The sequence below is a fragment of the Erythrobacter sp. 'gip.4 top 5' genome, from assembly GCF_056495765.1.
In genome coordinates, this window is sequence record NZ_CP200270.1 from 2,101,571 (window position 1) to 2,117,321 (window position 15,751).

Annotated in this window: 17 protein-coding genes; 9 read left to right on the plus strand and 8 right to left on the minus strand. The window is 62.8% G+C overall.

From position 1 onward, the window contains the following. Position 1 precedes the first annotated feature (1 nt). Positions 2-895 carry a tyrosine recombinase XerC gene (locus ACRANW_RS10120; protein ID WP_479431674.1) on the minus strand — a complete coding sequence of 298 codons (894 nt, stop codon included), beginning with the start codon at positions 893-895 and terminating at the stop codon, positions 2-4. Next, positions 892-2,043, minus strand: a complete 1,152-nt coding sequence (gene hemW, locus ACRANW_RS10125; RefSeq protein WP_479431675.1) for a radical SAM family heme chaperone HemW — start codon at positions 2,041-2,043, stop codon at positions 892-894. The genes ACRANW_RS10120 and hemW overlap by 4 nt, the downstream gene beginning before the upstream one ends. 95 nt (positions 2,044-2,138) lie before the next feature. On the opposite strand from hemW, the gene ACRANW_RS10130 reads away from it, so the two are divergent. Next, positions 2,139-2,651, plus strand: coding sequence for a CAP domain-containing protein (locus ACRANW_RS10130; protein ID WP_479431676.1), 513 nt, complete (start codon positions 2,139-2,141; stop codon positions 2,649-2,651). On the opposite strand, the gene rdgB is transcribed toward ACRANW_RS10130, so the two are convergent. From rdgB to rph, 3 genes are read right to left on the minus strand one after another with little or no spacing between them, the layout of a single operon-like run. Beyond that, a complete protein-coding gene (rdgB, locus tag ACRANW_RS10135) occupies positions 2,652-3,278 on the minus strand; it encodes an RdgB/HAM1 family non-canonical purine NTP pyrophosphatase (RefSeq protein ID WP_479431677.1) in 627 nt (208 codons plus the stop codon). It abuts the gene before it with no gap. Further along, positions 3,275-3,787, minus strand: a complete 513-nt coding sequence (locus tag ACRANW_RS10140; RefSeq protein WP_479431678.1) for a YcxB family protein — start codon at positions 3,785-3,787, stop codon at positions 3,275-3,277. Before ACRANW_RS10140 ends, rdgB begins: the two co-directional genes overlap by 4 nt. A gap of 3 nt (positions 3,788-3,790) precedes the next feature. Continuing rightward, entirely contained in the window at positions 3,791-4,507 is a 717-nt protein-coding gene (gene rph, locus ACRANW_RS10145) for a ribonuclease PH (protein ID WP_479431679.1), read from the minus strand. A 78-nt stretch (positions 4,508-4,585) separates the two neighbouring features. Between rph and hrcA the strand changes: the two genes are divergently transcribed. The 3 genes from hrcA to ACRANW_RS10160 all read left to right on the plus strand — a co-directional run bounded on the left by hrcA (position 4,586) and on the right by ACRANW_RS10160 (position 6,573). Further along, the gene (gene hrcA, locus ACRANW_RS10150) at positions 4,586-5,629 is read left to right on the plus strand and encodes a heat-inducible transcriptional repressor HrcA (protein ID WP_479431680.1); all 1,044 of its coding nucleotides are present in this window, start codon (positions 4,586-4,588) and stop codon (positions 5,627-5,629) included. A gap of 19 nt (positions 5,630-5,648) precedes the next feature. Next, the gene (locus ACRANW_RS10155; RefSeq protein WP_479431681.1) at positions 5,649-6,218 is read left to right on the plus strand and encodes a nucleotide exchange factor GrpE; all 570 of its coding nucleotides are present in this window, start codon (positions 5,649-5,651) and stop codon (positions 6,216-6,218) included. 91 nt (positions 6,219-6,309) lie between these two features. Then, on the plus strand, positions 6,310-6,573 hold the full coding sequence (locus ACRANW_RS10160) for a hypothetical protein (RefSeq protein WP_479431682.1): 264 nt from the start codon (positions 6,310-6,312) through the stop codon (positions 6,571-6,573). A gap of 9 nt (positions 6,574-6,582) precedes the next feature. On the opposite strand, the gene ACRANW_RS10165 is transcribed toward ACRANW_RS10160, so the two are convergent. Next, the gene (locus ACRANW_RS10165; protein ID WP_479431683.1) at positions 6,583-7,071 is read right to left on the minus strand and encodes a vgr related protein; all 489 of its coding nucleotides are present in this window, start codon (positions 7,069-7,071) and stop codon (positions 6,583-6,585) included. A 35-nt stretch (positions 7,072-7,106) separates the two neighbouring features. Further along, a complete protein-coding gene (locus ACRANW_RS10170; protein WP_479431684.1) occupies positions 7,107-7,589 on the minus strand; it encodes a copper chaperone PCu(A)C in 483 nt (160 codons plus the stop codon). A 171-nt stretch (positions 7,590-7,760) separates the two neighbouring features. Here ACRANW_RS10170 and dnaK point away from each other — a divergent pair, with 171 nt between their 5' ends. After that, positions 7,761-9,680 (plus strand): molecular chaperone DnaK, encoded by a 1,920-nt coding sequence (dnaK, locus tag ACRANW_RS10175; RefSeq protein WP_479431685.1) that lies wholly within the window; start codon positions 7,761-7,763, stop codon positions 9,678-9,680. A 91-nt stretch (positions 9,681-9,771) separates the two neighbouring features. Then, complete coding sequence (gene dnaJ, locus ACRANW_RS10180; RefSeq protein ID WP_479431686.1) at positions 9,772-10,911, plus strand: molecular chaperone DnaJ; 1,140 nt, start codon at positions 9,772-9,774, stop codon at positions 10,909-10,911. A gap of 44 nt (positions 10,912-10,955) precedes the next feature. Here the strand turns inward: dnaJ and ACRANW_RS10185 are convergent, their stop codons facing one another. Continuing rightward, positions 10,956-13,274 carry a patatin-like protein gene (locus tag ACRANW_RS10185; protein WP_479431687.1) on the minus strand — a complete coding sequence of 773 codons (2,319 nt, stop codon included), beginning with the start codon at positions 13,272-13,274 and terminating at the stop codon, positions 10,956-10,958. A gap of 73 nt (positions 13,275-13,347) precedes the next feature. Here ACRANW_RS10185 and radA point away from each other — a divergent pair, with 73 nt between their 5' ends. The 3 genes from radA to ACRANW_RS10200 are packed head-to-tail and all read left to right on the plus strand — an operon-like array spanning position 13,348 to position 15,718. Further along, positions 13,348-14,715, plus strand: a complete 1,368-nt coding sequence (gene radA, locus ACRANW_RS10190; protein ID WP_479431688.1) for a DNA repair protein RadA — start codon at positions 13,348-13,350, stop codon at positions 14,713-14,715. A gap of 11 nt (positions 14,716-14,726) precedes the next feature. Continuing rightward, positions 14,727-15,272, plus strand: coding sequence for a CvpA family protein (locus ACRANW_RS10195; protein WP_479431689.1), 546 nt, complete (start codon positions 14,727-14,729; stop codon positions 15,270-15,272). A gap of 5 nt (positions 15,273-15,277) precedes the next feature. Continuing rightward, positions 15,278-15,718: an iron-sulfur cluster assembly scaffold protein gene (locus ACRANW_RS10200; protein WP_479431690.1), complete on the plus strand. Its 441-nt coding sequence runs from the start codon at positions 15,278-15,280 to the stop codon at positions 15,716-15,718. The last annotated feature ends 33 nt before the right edge of the window (positions 15,719-15,751 follow it).

Genomic DNA, 15,751 nt, shown 5'->3' on the forward strand with positions numbered 1-15,751 from the left:
ATCAGCCGCGCGGATGCGCTTTGCGGTAATTTTCTAGCAGGCTGGCCGCATCGACACGGGTGTAAATTTGAGTCGACCCGAGCGATACGTGGCCAAGCAATTCCTGCAAACTTCGGAGATCCGCGCCCGCACTCAGGAGATGTGTGGCGAAGGAATGCCGCAGGGCGTGGGGCGTTGCGGTGTCCGGCAGGCCGAGCGCGCGACGCGCCTGCGCCATCACCCGCTGCACCATTGCCGGTGACAGCGGCCCGCCCTTGGCCCCGCGAAACAGTGGTTCGTCGGGCATGATGGGCCAGGGACACAGGCGCGCATATTCAGCGACGGCCGCGCGCGTGATCGGCAGCACGGGCACCACGCGGGGTTTCCCACCCTTGCCGATGACGCGCAGCACCTCACCCAAAGCCGCCTCGCGCCCTGTCAGCGAAAGCGCCTCTGCGATGCGCAGGCCGGAACCATACATCAGCAGCAGCACCGCCCGGTCGCGTGCGCCAATCCAATCGTCAGCCGCCAGCGCATCGACCAGTTCGGTCAGGTTCACCGCTTCGTCCGGCGTAACGGGACGCGGCAGGCCCTTCTTGATGCGTGGGCCGCGCAGGCGCGGGGCGGCGGGTTCGGGATCGCCCGCCTGCACGCGGGCAAAAGCGATGAACACCTTGAGCGCCGAAAGCTCGCGCGCGGTGCTGGCATTGCCCAGGCCTTCGGCGCGGCGCGTGGCAAGATGAGCGCGCAGGGCGTGCGCTTCGGTGCGGGCGACCGCGGGCCAATCGCCTAGCTGGTTGGCGATCACCAGACGTTCGGCTGCCGCAACATAGGCGCGTACCGTGTGGGGCGAACGGCGGCGATTGTCGGCAAGGTATGCGCGCCATTGCGCAATCAGCGCGGCAAACGCGCTCATGCGGCAACCAAAGTATCGGCCACCAGTTCAGCCAGCAGTGCATCGAGCAGCCCCCGGCCCGGAGGCGCAACCCCGATCCGCGTTCCCTCGGCCCATACCAGACCAAGGCTCTGCAAGCGGGCGAGGGCGGCTTCATCCACCAATCCCGCCCGCGCTAATCCGAACCGTTCGCCCATCACGGCAAGATCAACGCCTTCGGTCAGACGCAGGCCCATCAGCAGCGCTTCAGCCGCCTGTTCAGGCACCGGCAACACGCGGGCTTGCGCGATGCCGTCACCCTGCCGGCCGACCGCAGTGAGGAAGTTCTCGGGCTTTTTGTGCCGCTCTGTCGCCATCCCGCCGCGCCGTCCATGCGCGCCGGGGCCAATCCCGGCGTAATCCTGATAGCGCCAATAAGCGAGGTTGTGACGGCTTTGCTCGCCGCTGCGGGCATGATTGCTCGTTTCATAAGCCGGCAGCCCTGAAGCGCCCGTGAGCGCCTGCGTGATATCGAACAAATCTGCCGCCGCATCATTATCCAAAGGCACCAAACGCCCGCGTCGCACATCGGTGGCAAAGCGCGTGCCGGGTTCAATCGTTAACTGATAAAGCGACAGATGTCCGGTACCAAAGCCAAGCGCGCGGGTCAGACGATCATGCCACAATTCAGGCGTGTGTCCGGGCAGGGCATAGATCAGGTCGAAACTGACCCGCTGGAAGTGCGCCTGCGCGGTGTCGAGCGCCTCCAGCGCCTCCTTGGCACCATGCAGCCGCCCCAAAAATTGCAGTTCGGCATCATCAAGTGACTGCACGCCGAGCGACACGCGGTTGATCCCCGCAGCGGCCAAGGCGGCAAACTTCGCGGTCTCGACCGACGAAGGGTTGGCTTCCAGCGTAATCTCGATCTCAGGATCGAAGCCCCACAACCGTTCGGCCTCTGCCAGTAGCGCGGCGACCAGCGCGGGCGGCATCAGCGATGGCGTGCCGCCGCCAAAGAAGATCGAGGTCAGCACCTCGCCCCCGGCAAGCGCCGCCTCGGTGCGCATGTCGGCTATCAAGGCCGCCTGCCACGCGGCCACGTCGACGCCATCGCGCACGTGCGAATTGAAGTCGCAATAGGGGCATTTCTTGGCGCAAAACGGCCAGTGAATATAAAGCGCGCGCGCCACAGGTCCGGTTTCAGCCTCGCTTAATAATCGTGGAATAGATTGTCGTAATGCGCCGTTTTAGCCTTGGATCCCGCATTGCCCAAGCTTTTGCTGTCATGCTGGTCATCACGGCTGTTCCCGCTCATCCGCAAGCCTCGCACTACCCCGATCCGGTGGAGCGCGATTTTTTGAGGGCGCACAATATCGCCCGCGTTGATGCTGGCGCGCCGATGCTGGTGTGGAGCGATCGCCTTGCCCGCGACGCGCAAGGCTGGGCCGATACGCTTGCTGCGCGCAATCTGTACCAGCACGCCGCACCCGAACAGCGCAAGGGACAGGGCGAAAATCTGTGGCGCGGCACGCGTGGGCGGTGGTCGCCCTGGGAAATGGTGGGTTTCTTCGTTGAGGAAAAGCGCAATTTCCGCCCTGGCGACTTCCCGAATGTCTCGCGCACCGGCCAGTGGAGCGATGTGGGGCACTACACCCAGATCATCTGGCCCGAGACCCGTGAGGTCGGCTGCGCCATCGCCCGGACGCAGGCCGATGAGGTGCTGGTGTGCCGTTACTGGCCGGCCGGCAATGTGTGGGGCCAGCGGGTTGAGGTGGCCCAAGCCCGCTCGCGCCGGTGACTATGGGCCGAACTGTTCGGCGACGAGCTTGGCAAACGCGTCGGCCCGGTGGCTGATGGCGTGTTTTTCCTCCGGCGCGATTTCCGCGAAGGTCTGTTCAGCGCCCGAAGGCACGAACACCGGATCATAGCCAAAGCCCAAAGTCCCACGCGGCGGCCATGTGAGGCTTCCTTCACACCGGCCTTCGTAAATCGCATAATCGCCATCAGGCCATGCGAGCGCGAGCACGCAGTGGAAGGCTGCGGAGCGATCAACATCCGGCCCTTTTTCCGCCAGCAAGCCTTCAACCTTGCCCATCGCCATATACCAATCGCGGCCCGGCGCGCCTTCGAACCACTGCCGCTCGGCCCAGTCGGCGGTGGTGACGCCGGGGCGGCCTCCCAGCGCCGCGACGCTCAGCCCGCTGTCATCCGCCAGCGCCGCCAGCCCCGAAGCTTCCGCTGCGCTGCGCGCTTTCAGCAGCGCGTTCTGGGCAAAGGTGGTGCCGGTTTCAGCCGGTTCGGCAAGGCCGAGCGATCCGGCCGAGAGGCACCTCACCCCGTAAGGCTCAAGCAGCGCGCTAATCTCTTTGAGCTTGCCCGCGTTATGCGTTGCAATCACCAGTGAGCCTTCGACGAGCTTTCTCATTTGCGACGTTTCCCCCGTCTTGGAAGCCCATGCATTGCCAGACACTGCCTGATAAATGCAATGCGATCTTCCCCGATTGGCTGTTTTGGCAAGATGTAGGCCAATTGCCGGCTGGGCTGGACTGCCAGCAAAGTCTGGTTCTCATTCCACAGAACAATGTCATCCCAACGCATACTGACATGGCCGGATTGTTGCGTGATGGAGAAGCCGTCGTCGCTTACACTCAAGCTCATTTCCTCGCGCAGCAAAACATACTCATTAAAGATTTTGCGCGCTTGTCTGGGAATAACAAACCAGCGGGCGAGCAAAGGCAGCAACAATGCCCCGATCAGCGCGCCGATCGCCGCACCGATAATGGCTTCAGGCCTCTCCAATAAGAGCGCAATCACTGAGATCACGCCGGCCAAGACCGCCATGAACGCGGCTAATCGCGGTACCCCTTGAACCGCGATCAATTTTTGAAAAGCAATGAAGGTTTCTTCATCGATGTAGTAGTTTACCGGTTGCAAGGCTCAGCCCTTGGTCGCGTCCAGCTGCGCGGCAAAGATCCGATCACAGCCGATGCGAGCGAGGCGCAGGAGGCGCAGCAACGCTTCCTCGTCGTAAGTCGCGCCTTCGGCGGTTGCCTGAACTTCAGCGATCTTGCCGCCGGTCAGCAGCACGAAATTGCCATCCGCCTCGGCGTTGGAGTCCTCGTCGTAATCCAGATCGAGCACCGGGGTGCCTTTGAAGATGCCGCAAGAAATGCCAGCAACCTGCGCAGTGATCGGATCATGCTTGATATCGCCCGAGGCCATCAATCCGTTGATCGCCAGTCGCAGCGCGATCCACGCGCCCGAAATTGCCGCTGTACGAGTGCCGCCATCGGCCTGAATGACGTCACAATCGAGCGTGATCTGCCGTTCGCCCAGCTTCTGCAGATCTACCACAGCGCGCAAAGAACGCCCGATAAGCCGCTGAATTTCCTGTGTCCGGCCCGATTGCTTGCCCTTGGCTGCCTCGCGCTGGCCGCGGGTGTGGGTCGCGCGCGGGAGCATCGAATACTCGCCCGTCACCCAGCCTTCGCCCTTGCCGCGCAGCCAGGGCGGCACGCCGCGTTCGACGCTGGCGGTGCACAGCACCTTGGTGTCACCAAACCCGATCAGCACTGATCCTTCGGCGTGGCGGGTAAAGCCGGTTTCAATCGTGATGGCGCGCATTTCATCGGGCGCGCGTCCTGAAGGGCGCATGAAGGTCTCCGTTGGCAAGATGGGGCCAATAGGCGCGGGCCACTTGCCGCCGCAAGCGCAAAGACTACACATACACAGATGACCGCGCTCCCCGTCACCGAACTCACTGCCCGCGCCCGCGAGATTTTCCGCCGGGTGGTGGAGGAATATATCGACAGCGGGCAGCCGGTGGGGTCGAAGACGTTGGCGGCGGACGGCACGTTGAATCTTTCGCCTGCCTCGATCCGCTCGGTGCTATCCGATTTAGAGTCAGCCGGCTTGCTCGCCGCGCCGCATACCAGCGCGGGGCGATTGCCGACCGATGCGGGCCTGCGCATCTTTGTCGATGGCATGATGCGCGTGGCCGAGCCGACGATGCAGGAAAAGGCGGCGATCGAAGCGCGGCTGGCGGAAGCGGGGCCGGTCGAAGCTGCCCTGAAGCAGGCGAGCGCAATCCTTTCCGATCTGTCAGGCGCCGCGGGTATGGTGCTGGTCGCGCCGCGTGAGCAGCGGCTGGCCCAGTTCAGCCTTGTCGATCTGGGGCAGGGCCGGGCGCTCGCCGTGTTGGTGGGCGAGGACGGCGGGGTGGAAAACCGCATTGTCACGATCGGGGGCGCGCTGAACCCAAGCGCGCTGGATCAGGCCAGCAATTACGTGACGGCGCGGCTTGCAGGCCGGACGCTGGTTGAAGCGGCGCAAGCGATGCGGACCGAGATCAATGCCGGGCAATCGCAGCTTGACGATGCTTCACGCGATTTGGTCGAGCGCGGGCTTGCCGTGTGGAGCCAGGATGCGGCGGCCCGCCCCGTCCTGATCGTGCGCGGTGCGGCCAACCTGCTCGATGAAAGCGCGCTCGGCGATATCGAGCGGGTGCGCAGTCTGCTCGAAGATCTCGAAAACAAGCAGTCCGTGGCCGAGCTTCTCGATTCGGCGCGGGAGGCGGATGCAACGCGCATTTTCATCGGTTCGGAAAACCGCCTGTTTGCGCTTTCGGGCTCCAGCGTTATCGCCTCTCCCTACCGTGATCGCGAAGGCCGGGTGGTCGGCGTGCTGGGAGTGATCGGCCCCACGCGGTTGAATTACGCGCGGGTTGTCCCCATGGTGGATATGACCGCCCGCTCCCTGGGCAAGCTCATCGCTTGAATGGAAAGCCAAGACAATCATGATGACGAATGACAAGCCGCTCGATCAGGCGGCCGAAGACGAATTGAAGGGCGTGCCCGAGGAACTGCGCGAAGGCGGAGATGCCGATGATCAGATGGCCGAAGCGCTTGAATCGTTGCGGAATGATCTTGATGCGGCGAGGCAGGAGGTGCTTTACGCGCAGGCCGAAACGCAAAACGTGCGCCGGCGCCTGGAGCGCGAAAAGGACGAAGCGCGCGCCTACGCCGCGACCGGTTTTGCCCGCGATATCCTGAGCGTGGCCGATAATCTGGCCCGCGCGGTGCAGGCAATCCCGGAAAGCCTGCGTGCTGATGACAGCATGAAGGGTCTTGTGGCCGGGATAGAGGCAACGGGGCGCGAATTGGAAAAGGTTTTTGCCAGCCACGGCATCACGCGCATCGCTGCGGTGGGCCTGCCGCTCGATCCGAACCAGCATCAGGCCATGCTTGAAGTCCCCACAAGCGAACAGGAGCCCGGCACCGTGGTTTCCGAAATGCAGGCGGGCTGGATGATCAAGGATCGATTGCTGCGGGCTGCCATGGTGGCGGTGGCAAAGTCGGTCGATTGACGCGGTGAATGCCACCGCTCGCACGGTGGGCGGTGGAACATCACGGCTTTTGTCCGGTTAATTCCTTGTGTTTTCAACAAGGAGTTTTTTCATGACAAACCGTCTCAAGATCGCCGCCCTAACGCTCACCGCCAGTCTTGGCCTTGGCGCGTGCGCCGGCAACTATGCTGGCGAAGGTGCGTTGGGTGGCGCGCTTGCTGGAGCGGCAGGCACTGCCGTGACCGGTGGTGATGTTGCGACCGGCGCAGCCGTGGGTGCCGCAGTGGGCGGTGCCGGTGGATCGCTGATCCGGAAGAATGGAAACTGCTACCGCGTGGACAACCGTGGCCGTGAACGCCGTGTTCGCTGCCGCTAATTTCTCGCGTCAGGCGCGCTTGAACGGCAAGATCGCCTGATAAGCTAACAACGACGGCGCGCCCGCAACGGGCGCGCCGTTTTGCATTAAAAACGTATGCCGCACGATTTCGGCCTGCTGCTCGATGCCATAGCGCCCAAGCTTCCACCCTGGCCGCAAGGCGTAGTCGTAGCGACACCAAGGATGGCGGTGCAGGACTAGGTACCAGCGCCCAAGCATTTGCGATTGCCACACGTGCGTCATCTCGTGGATGAAATGCGCTTGCAGGTGCAGTGGCGCAGCGGAAAAATCATCGCAGTAATGCGCAGCGCTCGGATGAAAGTGCAGATGGCCCATGGGCGCCATCGTCACCCCGCGCGGTTGCAACGGGAAAAACTTTCGCCGCTTCACCATCACGGTCGCATATTCGACAGCCTCACCAAAAACGCTACGAGCCAGCGCGATCTCACCCTGCGTTAACAGGCGTTCGCCGCCTACCGGGCAGGCGCCGTGCAGCACAGCAGCCGACCCGGTGGGCGCCGGGTCATGCAGCATTAGCGTTCTTCGCCTGCAGCGCGCACCGGGGCGTCTACGGTCGCGGTGGTCCCATTCGACAACGTCAGCGTGACAGTGGCAGATGCGCCCACCTGCAGCACATCCGTCGGTTCCATCGCCATTACGTGAAGACCGCCCGGCGCAAAGGTCACAGGCGTTCCTGCAACAAGCGGCACGGCGTCAGCCATCTTCATCTGCATGGTGCCAGCGCTTTCAGCATAGTCATGAATCATCGTCATCCCTGCGCCCTCAACCTCCACGCGCGTGAGAGTTACAGGCGCATCTCCGCTGTAGGAAAGATCGAAATAGACTGCCGCCGGGTTTCCCGCGACCGGGGCCAGCACGATGCGCGGGTTGCTCACAGCTAGGCCGGCTGCTGCCGCTTCGCTGGCGGGTTCATTGGATGTTTCGGAACAGGCGGAGAGGCCCGCCACGCTGGCGCATAGGAATATCGCCATGGCGGCATTGGGTAACTTGATCACGATAAAGGATCTCCGTTGTGGATTATGCCGGAAAACTAGGGCGTGCGATCTCTTGTGCCAAGCGAAACCACACCTATATCGCGTTCACAAACGAGCCGCCAAAGCGCCTTGCCCGGATCGGGGAGGCCTACCGGCGCGGTGTCCAACAATTGTCCTATGGATGGGGTAAAAATGGCTAAAGTTATCGGTATCGACCTCGGCACCACCAATTCCTGCGTTGCTGTCATGGATGGCGGCAAGCCCAAGGTCATCGAAAATTCCGAAGGCGCGCGCACGACGCCCTCGATCGTCGCTTTCACCAAAGATGGCCAGCGCCTGATCGGGCAGCCGGCCAAGCGTCAGGCGGTTACCAACCCCGACAACACCCTTTTCGCGATCAAGCGCCTGATCGGCCGCCGGTTTGAAGATCCGCTGACCAAGAAGGACATGGGCCTCGTCCCCTACACCATCACCAAGGGCAAGAATGGCGATGCCTGGGTCAAGGCCGGCGAGGAAGAATACAGCCCGTCGCAGGTTTCCGCCTTCATTCTGCAGAAGATGAAGGAAACCGCCGAAAGCTATCTTGGCGAGACCGTGACGCAGGCCGTCATCACCGTGCCGGCTTACTTCAACGACGCTCAGCGTCAGGCCACTAAGGATGCCGGCCTGATTGCCGGTCTTGAAGTCCTGCGCATCATCAACGAGCCGACCGCGGCGGCGCTCGCCTATGGAATGGACAAGGATGATGGCAAGACCATCGCCGTCTATGACCTTGGCGGCGGCACCTTCGACGTGTCGATCCTTGAAATCGGCGATGGCGTATTTGAAGTGAAGTCGACCAACGGGGACACCTTCCTTGGCGGTGAAGACTTCGACAATGCGATCGTCGAGTTCCTGGCCGATGCCTTCAAGAAGAAGGAAGGCATGGACCTCAAGACCGACAAGCTTGCGCTGCAACGTCTGAAGGAAGCGGCAGAAAAGGCCAAGATCGAGCTTTCGAGCGCGGCCACTACCGAAATCAACCTGCCCTTTATCACCGCACGCATGGAAGGTGGCAGCACCACCCCGTTGCATTTGGTGGAAACCATCACCCGCGCCGATCTGGAAAAGATGGTCGACGGGCTGATCCAGCGCACGCTTGACCCTTGCAAGAAGGCGTTGGCCGATGCCGGCATTTCCAAGGATCAGGTCGATGAAGTGATCCTCGTTGGCGGCATGACCCGTATGCCCCGCGTGCGCGAAGTGGTGGAGCAGTTCTTCGGCTCCAAGCCCCATACCGGCGTAAACCCGGATGAAGTCGTTGCCATGGGCGCGGCCATTCAGGCCGGCGTTTTGCAGGGCGATGTGAAGGACGTGCTGCTGCTTGACGTGACCCCGCTTTCGCTGGGCATCGAAACGCTGGGCGGCGTGTTCACGCGCATGATTGATCGCAACACCACCATCCCGACCAAGAAGACCCAGACCTATTCGACTGCCGAAGACAATCAGAACGCGGTAACGATCAAGGTCTATCAGGGCGAACGCGAGATGGCGGCCGATAACAAGATCCTCGGCAATTTCGACCTGATCGGTATCCCGCCGGCCCCTCGCGGCGTGCCGCAGATCGAAGTGACCTTCGACATCGACGCCAATGGCATTGTGTCCGTGGCGGCGAAGGACAAGGGCACCGGCAAGGAGCAGACGATCAAGATCCAGGCTTCGGGCGGGCTTAGCGACAATGACATCGATCAGATGGTCAAGGACGCCGAGAAGTTTGCCGAAGAGGACAAAAAGCGCCGGGCTTCTGCCGAAGCGCGCAATCAGGCTGACAGCCTGGTGCACGCGACCGAAAAGCAGCTTGAAGAGCATGGCACCAAGATCGACGCTGCGATCAAGACCGAAGTTGAAGAAGCCATCGCGGCGGTCAAGTCTGCGCTTGAAGGCGGCGATGCCGATGACATCAACGCCAAGGCACAGACGCTGACGCAATCGGCCATGAAGATGGGCCAGCAGATCTACGAACAGCAGCAGGCCGCAGGCCCAGATGCTGAAGCAGCCGCTGCCGAGCCCGAAGGCCAGGAAGACGTCGTCGACGCCGAGTTTTCCGAGGTCGACGAAGACAAGAAGGGCTAACGCCTCGATGCAATCCAACGTACCGCCGCAGCGACCGGATCACAGATCCGGCGCGGCGGCGGGCGGTGGGAACGGGGAATAGGTCAAGACCATGTCCAGCGCACAATCCGATTACTACGCCACGCTTGAATGCGCGCGCGATGCCGATGCCGCCGCGCTCAAGAGCGCCTACCGCAAGCTTGCGATGAAGTTTCACCCGGATCGTAATCCGGGCGATGCCGGTGCTGAAGCCAAGTTCAAGGCGATCAGCGAAGCATACGACGTGCTCAAAGACCCGCAAAAGCGCGCCGCCTATGATCGTTACGGCCATGAGGCGTTTACGCAGGGCATGAGTGGCGGCGGAGGCGGCGGCGGGCCTTTTGGCGGTCGCGGCGATTTTGCCGATATCGGCGATATCTTCGAAACCATTTTTGGCGGTGCATTTGGTGGCGGTGCGCAGCGCCCGCAAACGCGGCGCGGCGCGGACCTGCGTTATGATATGCAGGTCACGCTGGAGGAAGCCTTCCACGGCAAATCCACCGAGATCGAGATCGAGGTCAGCCAGGCCTGCGATACCTGCGATGGCAGCGGCGCGACGCCCGGCACCTCGGAGCGCCAATGTAACCTGTGCAACGGCATGGGCAGCGTTCGTGCCAAGCAGGGCCTGTTCGTGATCGAACGTCCGTGCCCCACCTGCAATGGTCGCGGTGCTGTGATCGAGAATCCCTGCCGCGATTGCCGGGGCGAGGGCCGGGTGGACAAGGCCCAGACGCTCCAGATCGATATTCCCGCAGGTGTCGACACCGGCACCCGCATCCGCCTGTCAGGCAAGGGCGAGGCCGGCCAGCGCGGCTCGCCCTCCGGAGATCTCTACATCTTCCTCCACGTCAAACCCCATCAGGTGTTCGAGCGTGAAGGCACCACGCTGGCGACCCGCGTGCCGGTGACCTTTACCACGGCGGCGCTGGGCGGTTTTGTCGAAATCCCCGATCTCGATGGGACGACCAATCGGCTGGAAATCCCGGTCGGGATCCAGTCGGGCAAGCAGCTGCGAATTCGCGGCGCCGGGATGCCGGTGCTGCAAGGGCGCGGCCGGGGTGATCTGGTGGCGGAAATTGTGGTGGAAACGCCCACCAAGCTGTCACGCCGTCAGAAGGAAATCCTGGAAGAGTTCAAGGCGACTGAAACCGGGGACGAGTGCCCCGAAAGCCGCGGCTTCTTCAACAAGCTGAAGGACGTGTTTGGAAGCTGAATCTCGTGATGATGCTATGATCCGGTATGATCGCAAGCAAGGGTTCACCCCATGCGCTCATGCACCTCACGGCGAATCTGGTCGATAAGCCTGCTCTGGCAGCGTCCCAACGCCTCCTCTTCTTCCAGCACGGCCAGGAATACTGCACGCTTGGCGGCTTTGGTTGCATCCGCAGCGACGCCTTCGGACACGGTCGATGCGACCAGATCAATCATCCGCTCCGCACCGTGGAGGCGTCCCCACAGGTAGTCGTTCTCACGATAATCGCGGCTGAAGAACGCACCGAAATTGTAAAACTCGATCCCGCGCAAGGTCGCCGCTGTGCCGCCTTCGCGGATGCTTAACGCATCGTCGGGGGAGATACGGTCGATCTTAACCGGATTGAATTCGTCAAAACCTTCGCTGCGGGACAGGGGAAGGGTGGCCACATCGTAGAAGGGAAAGCCGAGGTAGGTCAGCAACATCCGCCGCTTTAGCAGCCGGGGCATGTCTTCCAGCGCATCAATCAACAATTCCTCAGCGGCAAGATCGGTTGCGGGGAGCAGACGCTCGGCGCTGAGGAAATCAAGCAACGCACCCGGCGCATTGACCGCGTTCGCCGCCAGTTTGCGGAACGCGGAGGATTGCAGCACGCCGTCATCGGCGTGGGTGTAGAGCGCGAGAATCTCGTACAGCCGGTCCCGCGCACGGTCGAGTGCATCCGGCGAAATGTCGGGGTCCACCTGCCAATCCCGCGCCAGCTTGCGCGCCAGCATCTGCAAGCGGCGGATGCGAAAACCCGTATCATGGGCGCGGAAAAAACCGATCGCAGCGGCCGTTGCGCCGCTTTGCGTATCGGTCAATTGATCGAGGCCACGCGACTCCAGCTCTCTGCGCAAGGCGTTAATCAGCGGGACGCTATCCACCATGGGCAGCCCGGCAGCCTTCAGCGTCAGCCGCGCAAGTTGGTTCAAGATGCCGTCAAACTTGGTCAAGGCATAGGCGCCAAAAGCGTAGCCTGCGCGCTCGGCTGCGGCCTGCTGCGCCTTGGAACGCCAGCCTGCAAGGCGCTTTGGCGTCGGCCGGTCGAGCAGGAAGGTATAGCCAAACAGCTTTTCCACCGCACGGTCGATATCGGGTTGCAAGTCCATGACGACCCGCTTCAGGCGCGCTGCATCGCGTGATTGCTGATCGATCCGCTCCAGATCATCTCTGATCGGCTGTTCACGCGGGATGGTAGAGAGCGAGCCGAAAATAGCCCCAAAGAAGCCTACGTCGCGCGTGCGGTTGCCGGGCGCGGGGCTGCCACGGTCAGGGCGTGGGTCGAGATAGACGAAGCGGCGGTCCACCTCGTGCTGGGCTGGGCGTCCGTGGAGCGCGGCCAGCGCCGCGCCGAAGGGCGCGCCCACCAGCAGCGCGCCGTCAATCAAAGCGACTTCATCCAGGCTTCCGTTGGCGGCATGGATCGGCATCGTGCGGGTAAGAAAGCGATCACGGCCAGCCCATTCGCGCCCTTCATCCGCGGCGAGCGCGTCAACCTCGGCAACTGTAAGTGGCGGGAAGGCGCCCGGAAAACTTGCCGTAGCGCGGGCGGCCAGCACCAGTTCAAGCGGATCGGCCAACATCCCCGCCGCGCCGCGCTGCCCCACCCTTGCGCGAAAGGTGATCGGCAAGCGGTGCTCGGTTTCCTCAACATGAGGGGGCGAATTCAGCCGCAGCCGGTTGGGATGCCCGCGAAAATCCGTGGCGGTCACGATCAGATCGACCGGATAACCGGGAGGAAGCAAGGGAAAGCCATCACCCTCCGCTTCCATCTTTCCCAGCGCCTCCAACAGCATCGCGGAAAACTTCGCGCCCGAAAAGGGCGGGCTGAACCAGCGCCCGCGCACCAGACGCGAAACCTTGGCGCGCACTTCGGAGCGGGTTTCGAGGGATACGGTCGCACTGACGGCATTGCCGGGGCGGCTGAGAAACCATTCGGCAATCGGCTGCGCCCACAGCTTGGCAAAGCGCCACATGGGTTCGGCGTCAGGATCGGTCAGTTCGCTTACATCGGCATTGGAAAGCCACAGATCGGTCAACGGCTCCAGGCTGTGACCGGCATGGATCGCCTGCGCCAGGAAGACCGCGTTGACCCCGCCTGCGCTCGCGCCGGTCAGAACATCAGGCAGCACCCGCAAACTGAGCCCGTGATCCTGCCTCAGCGCCTGCAGAAAATCGCGATAGGCCGCCGCTACACCGCCAAGCGTCGTGGCAGAGGTGTGATGGAACGCACGGCTCGCCCGCGCCAGATGCCAGACTTCCTTCGTGATGCCGTACATATAGACGGCAAGGCTGACCCCGCCGTAACACACCAAAGCGAGCCGTAATTCCTTTTGACGCATCCCCACTGTCTAGCGGGCAAGACGCAAGAGATGCAATTGCGTTCAACATCTGTTCTCATTATGGCGCATAATTATGGCTAAGGCGAAACGGCGATATGTGTGTCAGGACTGCGGCTCGGTGTCCCCGCGCTGGCAGGGCCAATGCGCTGATTGCGGGCAATGGAACACGCTGGTTGAGGATGTGCCGGCGACAGTGTTTTCGCAAAAGCACGATCTGTCGAGCGGCGGGCGGGCTGTGGCGTTCGAGCCGCTGAACGCCCCGACCAAGCTGCCGGTGCGCAAATCGACCGGGATGGCCGAGTTCGACCGCGCTTTGGGGGGCGGCCTGGTGCCGGGTTCGGCGGTGCTGCTCGGCGGTGATCCGGGTATCGGCAAATCAACGCTGCTGCTGCAATGCGCAGCCACCATCGCCCGCGGCGGGAACGATGTTGTCTATGTCAGTGGTGAGGAAGCCGCGGGGCAGGTGCGCCTGCGCGCAAGCCGCATGGGCGTGGCCGACGCACCGATCCGGCTCGCGTCGGAAACCTCGGTCCGCGACATTCTGACAACGCTGGGCAATGGCGAGCCGCCGGCGCTGCTGGTGATCGATTCGATCCAGACGATGCATTCCGACACGATCGAAGGCGCGCCCGGTACAGTCAGCCAGGTGCGCGGCTGCGCACTTGAACTGATCCGTTACGCCAAGGAAACCGGCTGCGTTGTCGTCCTTGTCGGCCATGTCACGAAGGATGGCACCATCGCCGGCCCGCGTGTGCTGGAACACATGGTCGATGTCGTCATGAGCTTTGAAGGCGAGCGAAGCCACCAATACCGTATCCTGCGCGCGCTCAAGAACCGGTTTGGCGCTGTCGATGAAATCGGGGTGTTCGCCATGGCCACCGAGGGACTGGAGGAAGTGGCCAACCCATCGCTGCTGTTCCTGTCAGGGCGCGATACGCCGTTAGCGGGAAGTGCGGTATTCCCAGCCCTGGAGGGCACGCGCCCGGTTCTGGTAGAGATTCAGGCACTGATCGTGCGCCTGCAATCGGGCGCAACACCCCGCCGTGCGGTGGTGGGATGGGACAGCGGGCGGCTTGCCATGCTGCTCGCGGTGCTGGAATCGCGCTGCGGGCTGAACTTTTCGTCCGCCGAAGTCTATCTCAACATCGCGGGCGGCTACCGTCTGACAGACCCTGCCGCGGATCTTGCGGTGGCGGCCGCGCTGGTTTCCGCGCTGGCCGACCGGGCCTTGCCAGACAAGGCGGCGTGGTTTGGAGAAATCAGTCTCGCCGGAGAAATCCGCCCCGTCGCCCACGCGCCCTTGCGGCTTCGTGAAGCTGCCAAGCTCGGCTTTACGCGGTGCTACGGGCCCGCAGGCGCGGCGACCGATAGCGCAGGCTCCGATTATCGCGGGCTCGCCGCACTTGCGAACGTCGTTGACCAGGTGATGGGCAGCGCATAATCCTCAGCCCCATGGCACTTCTCGACATCCTCATTGCGATCATTGTGGGCGTAGCGGCCATTGGCGGCTTTATGCGTGGTTTGGTGCAAGAAGTGCTGTCGTTGGCATCCTGGGTATTGGCCGCCTTAGCGGTTCGCTTTCTTCACTCCGATCTGACCACGGGGTTGCGGACGCTTTATCAGGCTGAACCTGCCGTGTCGTTGCTGGCCTTTGCGCTGTTGCTGCTGATCCCCTATGCCGCGATGAAGGTCATCATCGGCAACGCCAGCAGCGTGTCCGAAGGGGCTGTCCTCGGGCCGATTGATCGGGTGCTGGGGTTCGGCTTTGGTGCCGTCAAAGGCGCGCTGATCGCGATCTTTGCTTTCGCACTGCTCGTGACCGGCTTTGACCAGAGCTGGGGTTACGCTGGCCGACCGCTGTGGATCACGCAAGCGCGCACCTACGCCGCCGCTGATGCGTTCTCACGCCAATTGCTTCCCTCCATTGCTGTGCGACGGGACAGGTTGCGTAGCGAGCAGGTTGCTCGCGAAGCCGCAGCCAGACGGGCAACGCGCTGATCGCCATGACCAATCGTCCGGCGGCGAAGCTTTATTCGCCCGCACTGCTTGGCCTTGCCACTGAGCTATCGCAATTTCCGCTGACTCAGGCGCTCGAATTGCGCGCCGAGACGCGGTCGCGCAGCTGCGGCAGCGTAATCGCGATGGGCCTGACACTTGGTAGCGACGGCGCGGTTTCGCAGATCGGCATGCAGGTTAGCGCCTGCGCTATCGGCCAGGCTTCGGCCGCCTTGCTTGCCCGAGGCGCGATCGGTGCAGCGCCATCAACGATCATCATCACGCAGGCTGCGATCAGCCAATGGCTCGCAGGTGAGGGCAACCTGCCTGATTGGCCGGGTCTTGAACTGATCGCGCCCGCGCTTGCCCACCCCGGTCGCCACGGCGCGCTGCTGTTGCCGTGGAAGTCCGCGTGCGAGGCGCTTTCCCAAGGGTCAGGCGCACGCTAGGGGTGACCATGAGAGTTTACCCGACACGGTCAG

Excerpts from the sequence above, each read along its gene's own strand:
- hrcA (WP_479431680.1), top strand. The coding sequence starts at position 4,586 with ATGACCGCGCTCCCCGTCACCGAACTCACTGCCCGCGCCCGCGAGATT.
- ACRANW_RS10160 (WP_479431682.1), top strand. The coding sequence starts at position 6,310 with ATGACAAACCGTCTCAAGATCGCCGCCCTAACGCTCACCGCCAGTCTT.
- ACRANW_RS10155 (WP_479431681.1), top strand. The coding sequence starts at position 5,649 with ATGATGACGAATGACAAGCCGCTCGATCAGGCGGCCGAAGACGAATTG.
- dnaJ (WP_479431686.1), top strand. The coding sequence starts at position 9,772 with ATGTCCAGCGCACAATCCGATTACTACGCCACGCTTGAATGCGCGCGC.
- dnaK (WP_479431685.1), top strand. The coding sequence starts at position 7,761 with ATGGCTAAAGTTATCGGTATCGACCTCGGCACCACCAATTCCTGCGTT.
- ACRANW_RS10200 (WP_479431690.1), top strand. The coding sequence starts at position 15,278 with ATGACCAATCGTCCGGCGGCGAAGCTTTATTCGCCCGCACTGCTTGGC.
- ACRANW_RS10130 (WP_479431676.1), top strand. The coding sequence starts at position 2,139 with ATGCTGGTCATCACGGCTGTTCCCGCTCATCCGCAAGCCTCGCACTAC.
- rph (WP_479431679.1), bottom strand. The coding sequence starts at position 4,507 with ATGCGCCCTTCAGGACGCGCGCCCGATGAAATGCGCGCCATCACGATT.
- ACRANW_RS10185 (WP_479431687.1), bottom strand. The coding sequence starts at position 13,274 with ATGCGTCAAAAGGAATTACGGCTCGCTTTGGTGTGTTACGGCGGGGTC.
- radA (WP_479431688.1), top strand. The coding sequence starts at position 13,348 with ATGGCTAAGGCGAAACGGCGATATGTGTGTCAGGACTGCGGCTCGGTG.
- ACRANW_RS10195 (WP_479431689.1), top strand. The coding sequence starts at position 14,727 with ATGGCACTTCTCGACATCCTCATTGCGATCATTGTGGGCGTAGCGGCC.
- rdgB (WP_479431677.1), bottom strand. The coding sequence starts at position 3,278 with ATGAGAAAGCTCGTCGAAGGCTCACTGGTGATTGCAACGCATAACGCG.
- ACRANW_RS10120 (WP_479431674.1), bottom strand. The coding sequence starts at position 895 with ATGAGCGCGTTTGCCGCGCTGATTGCGCAATGGCGCGCATACCTTGCC.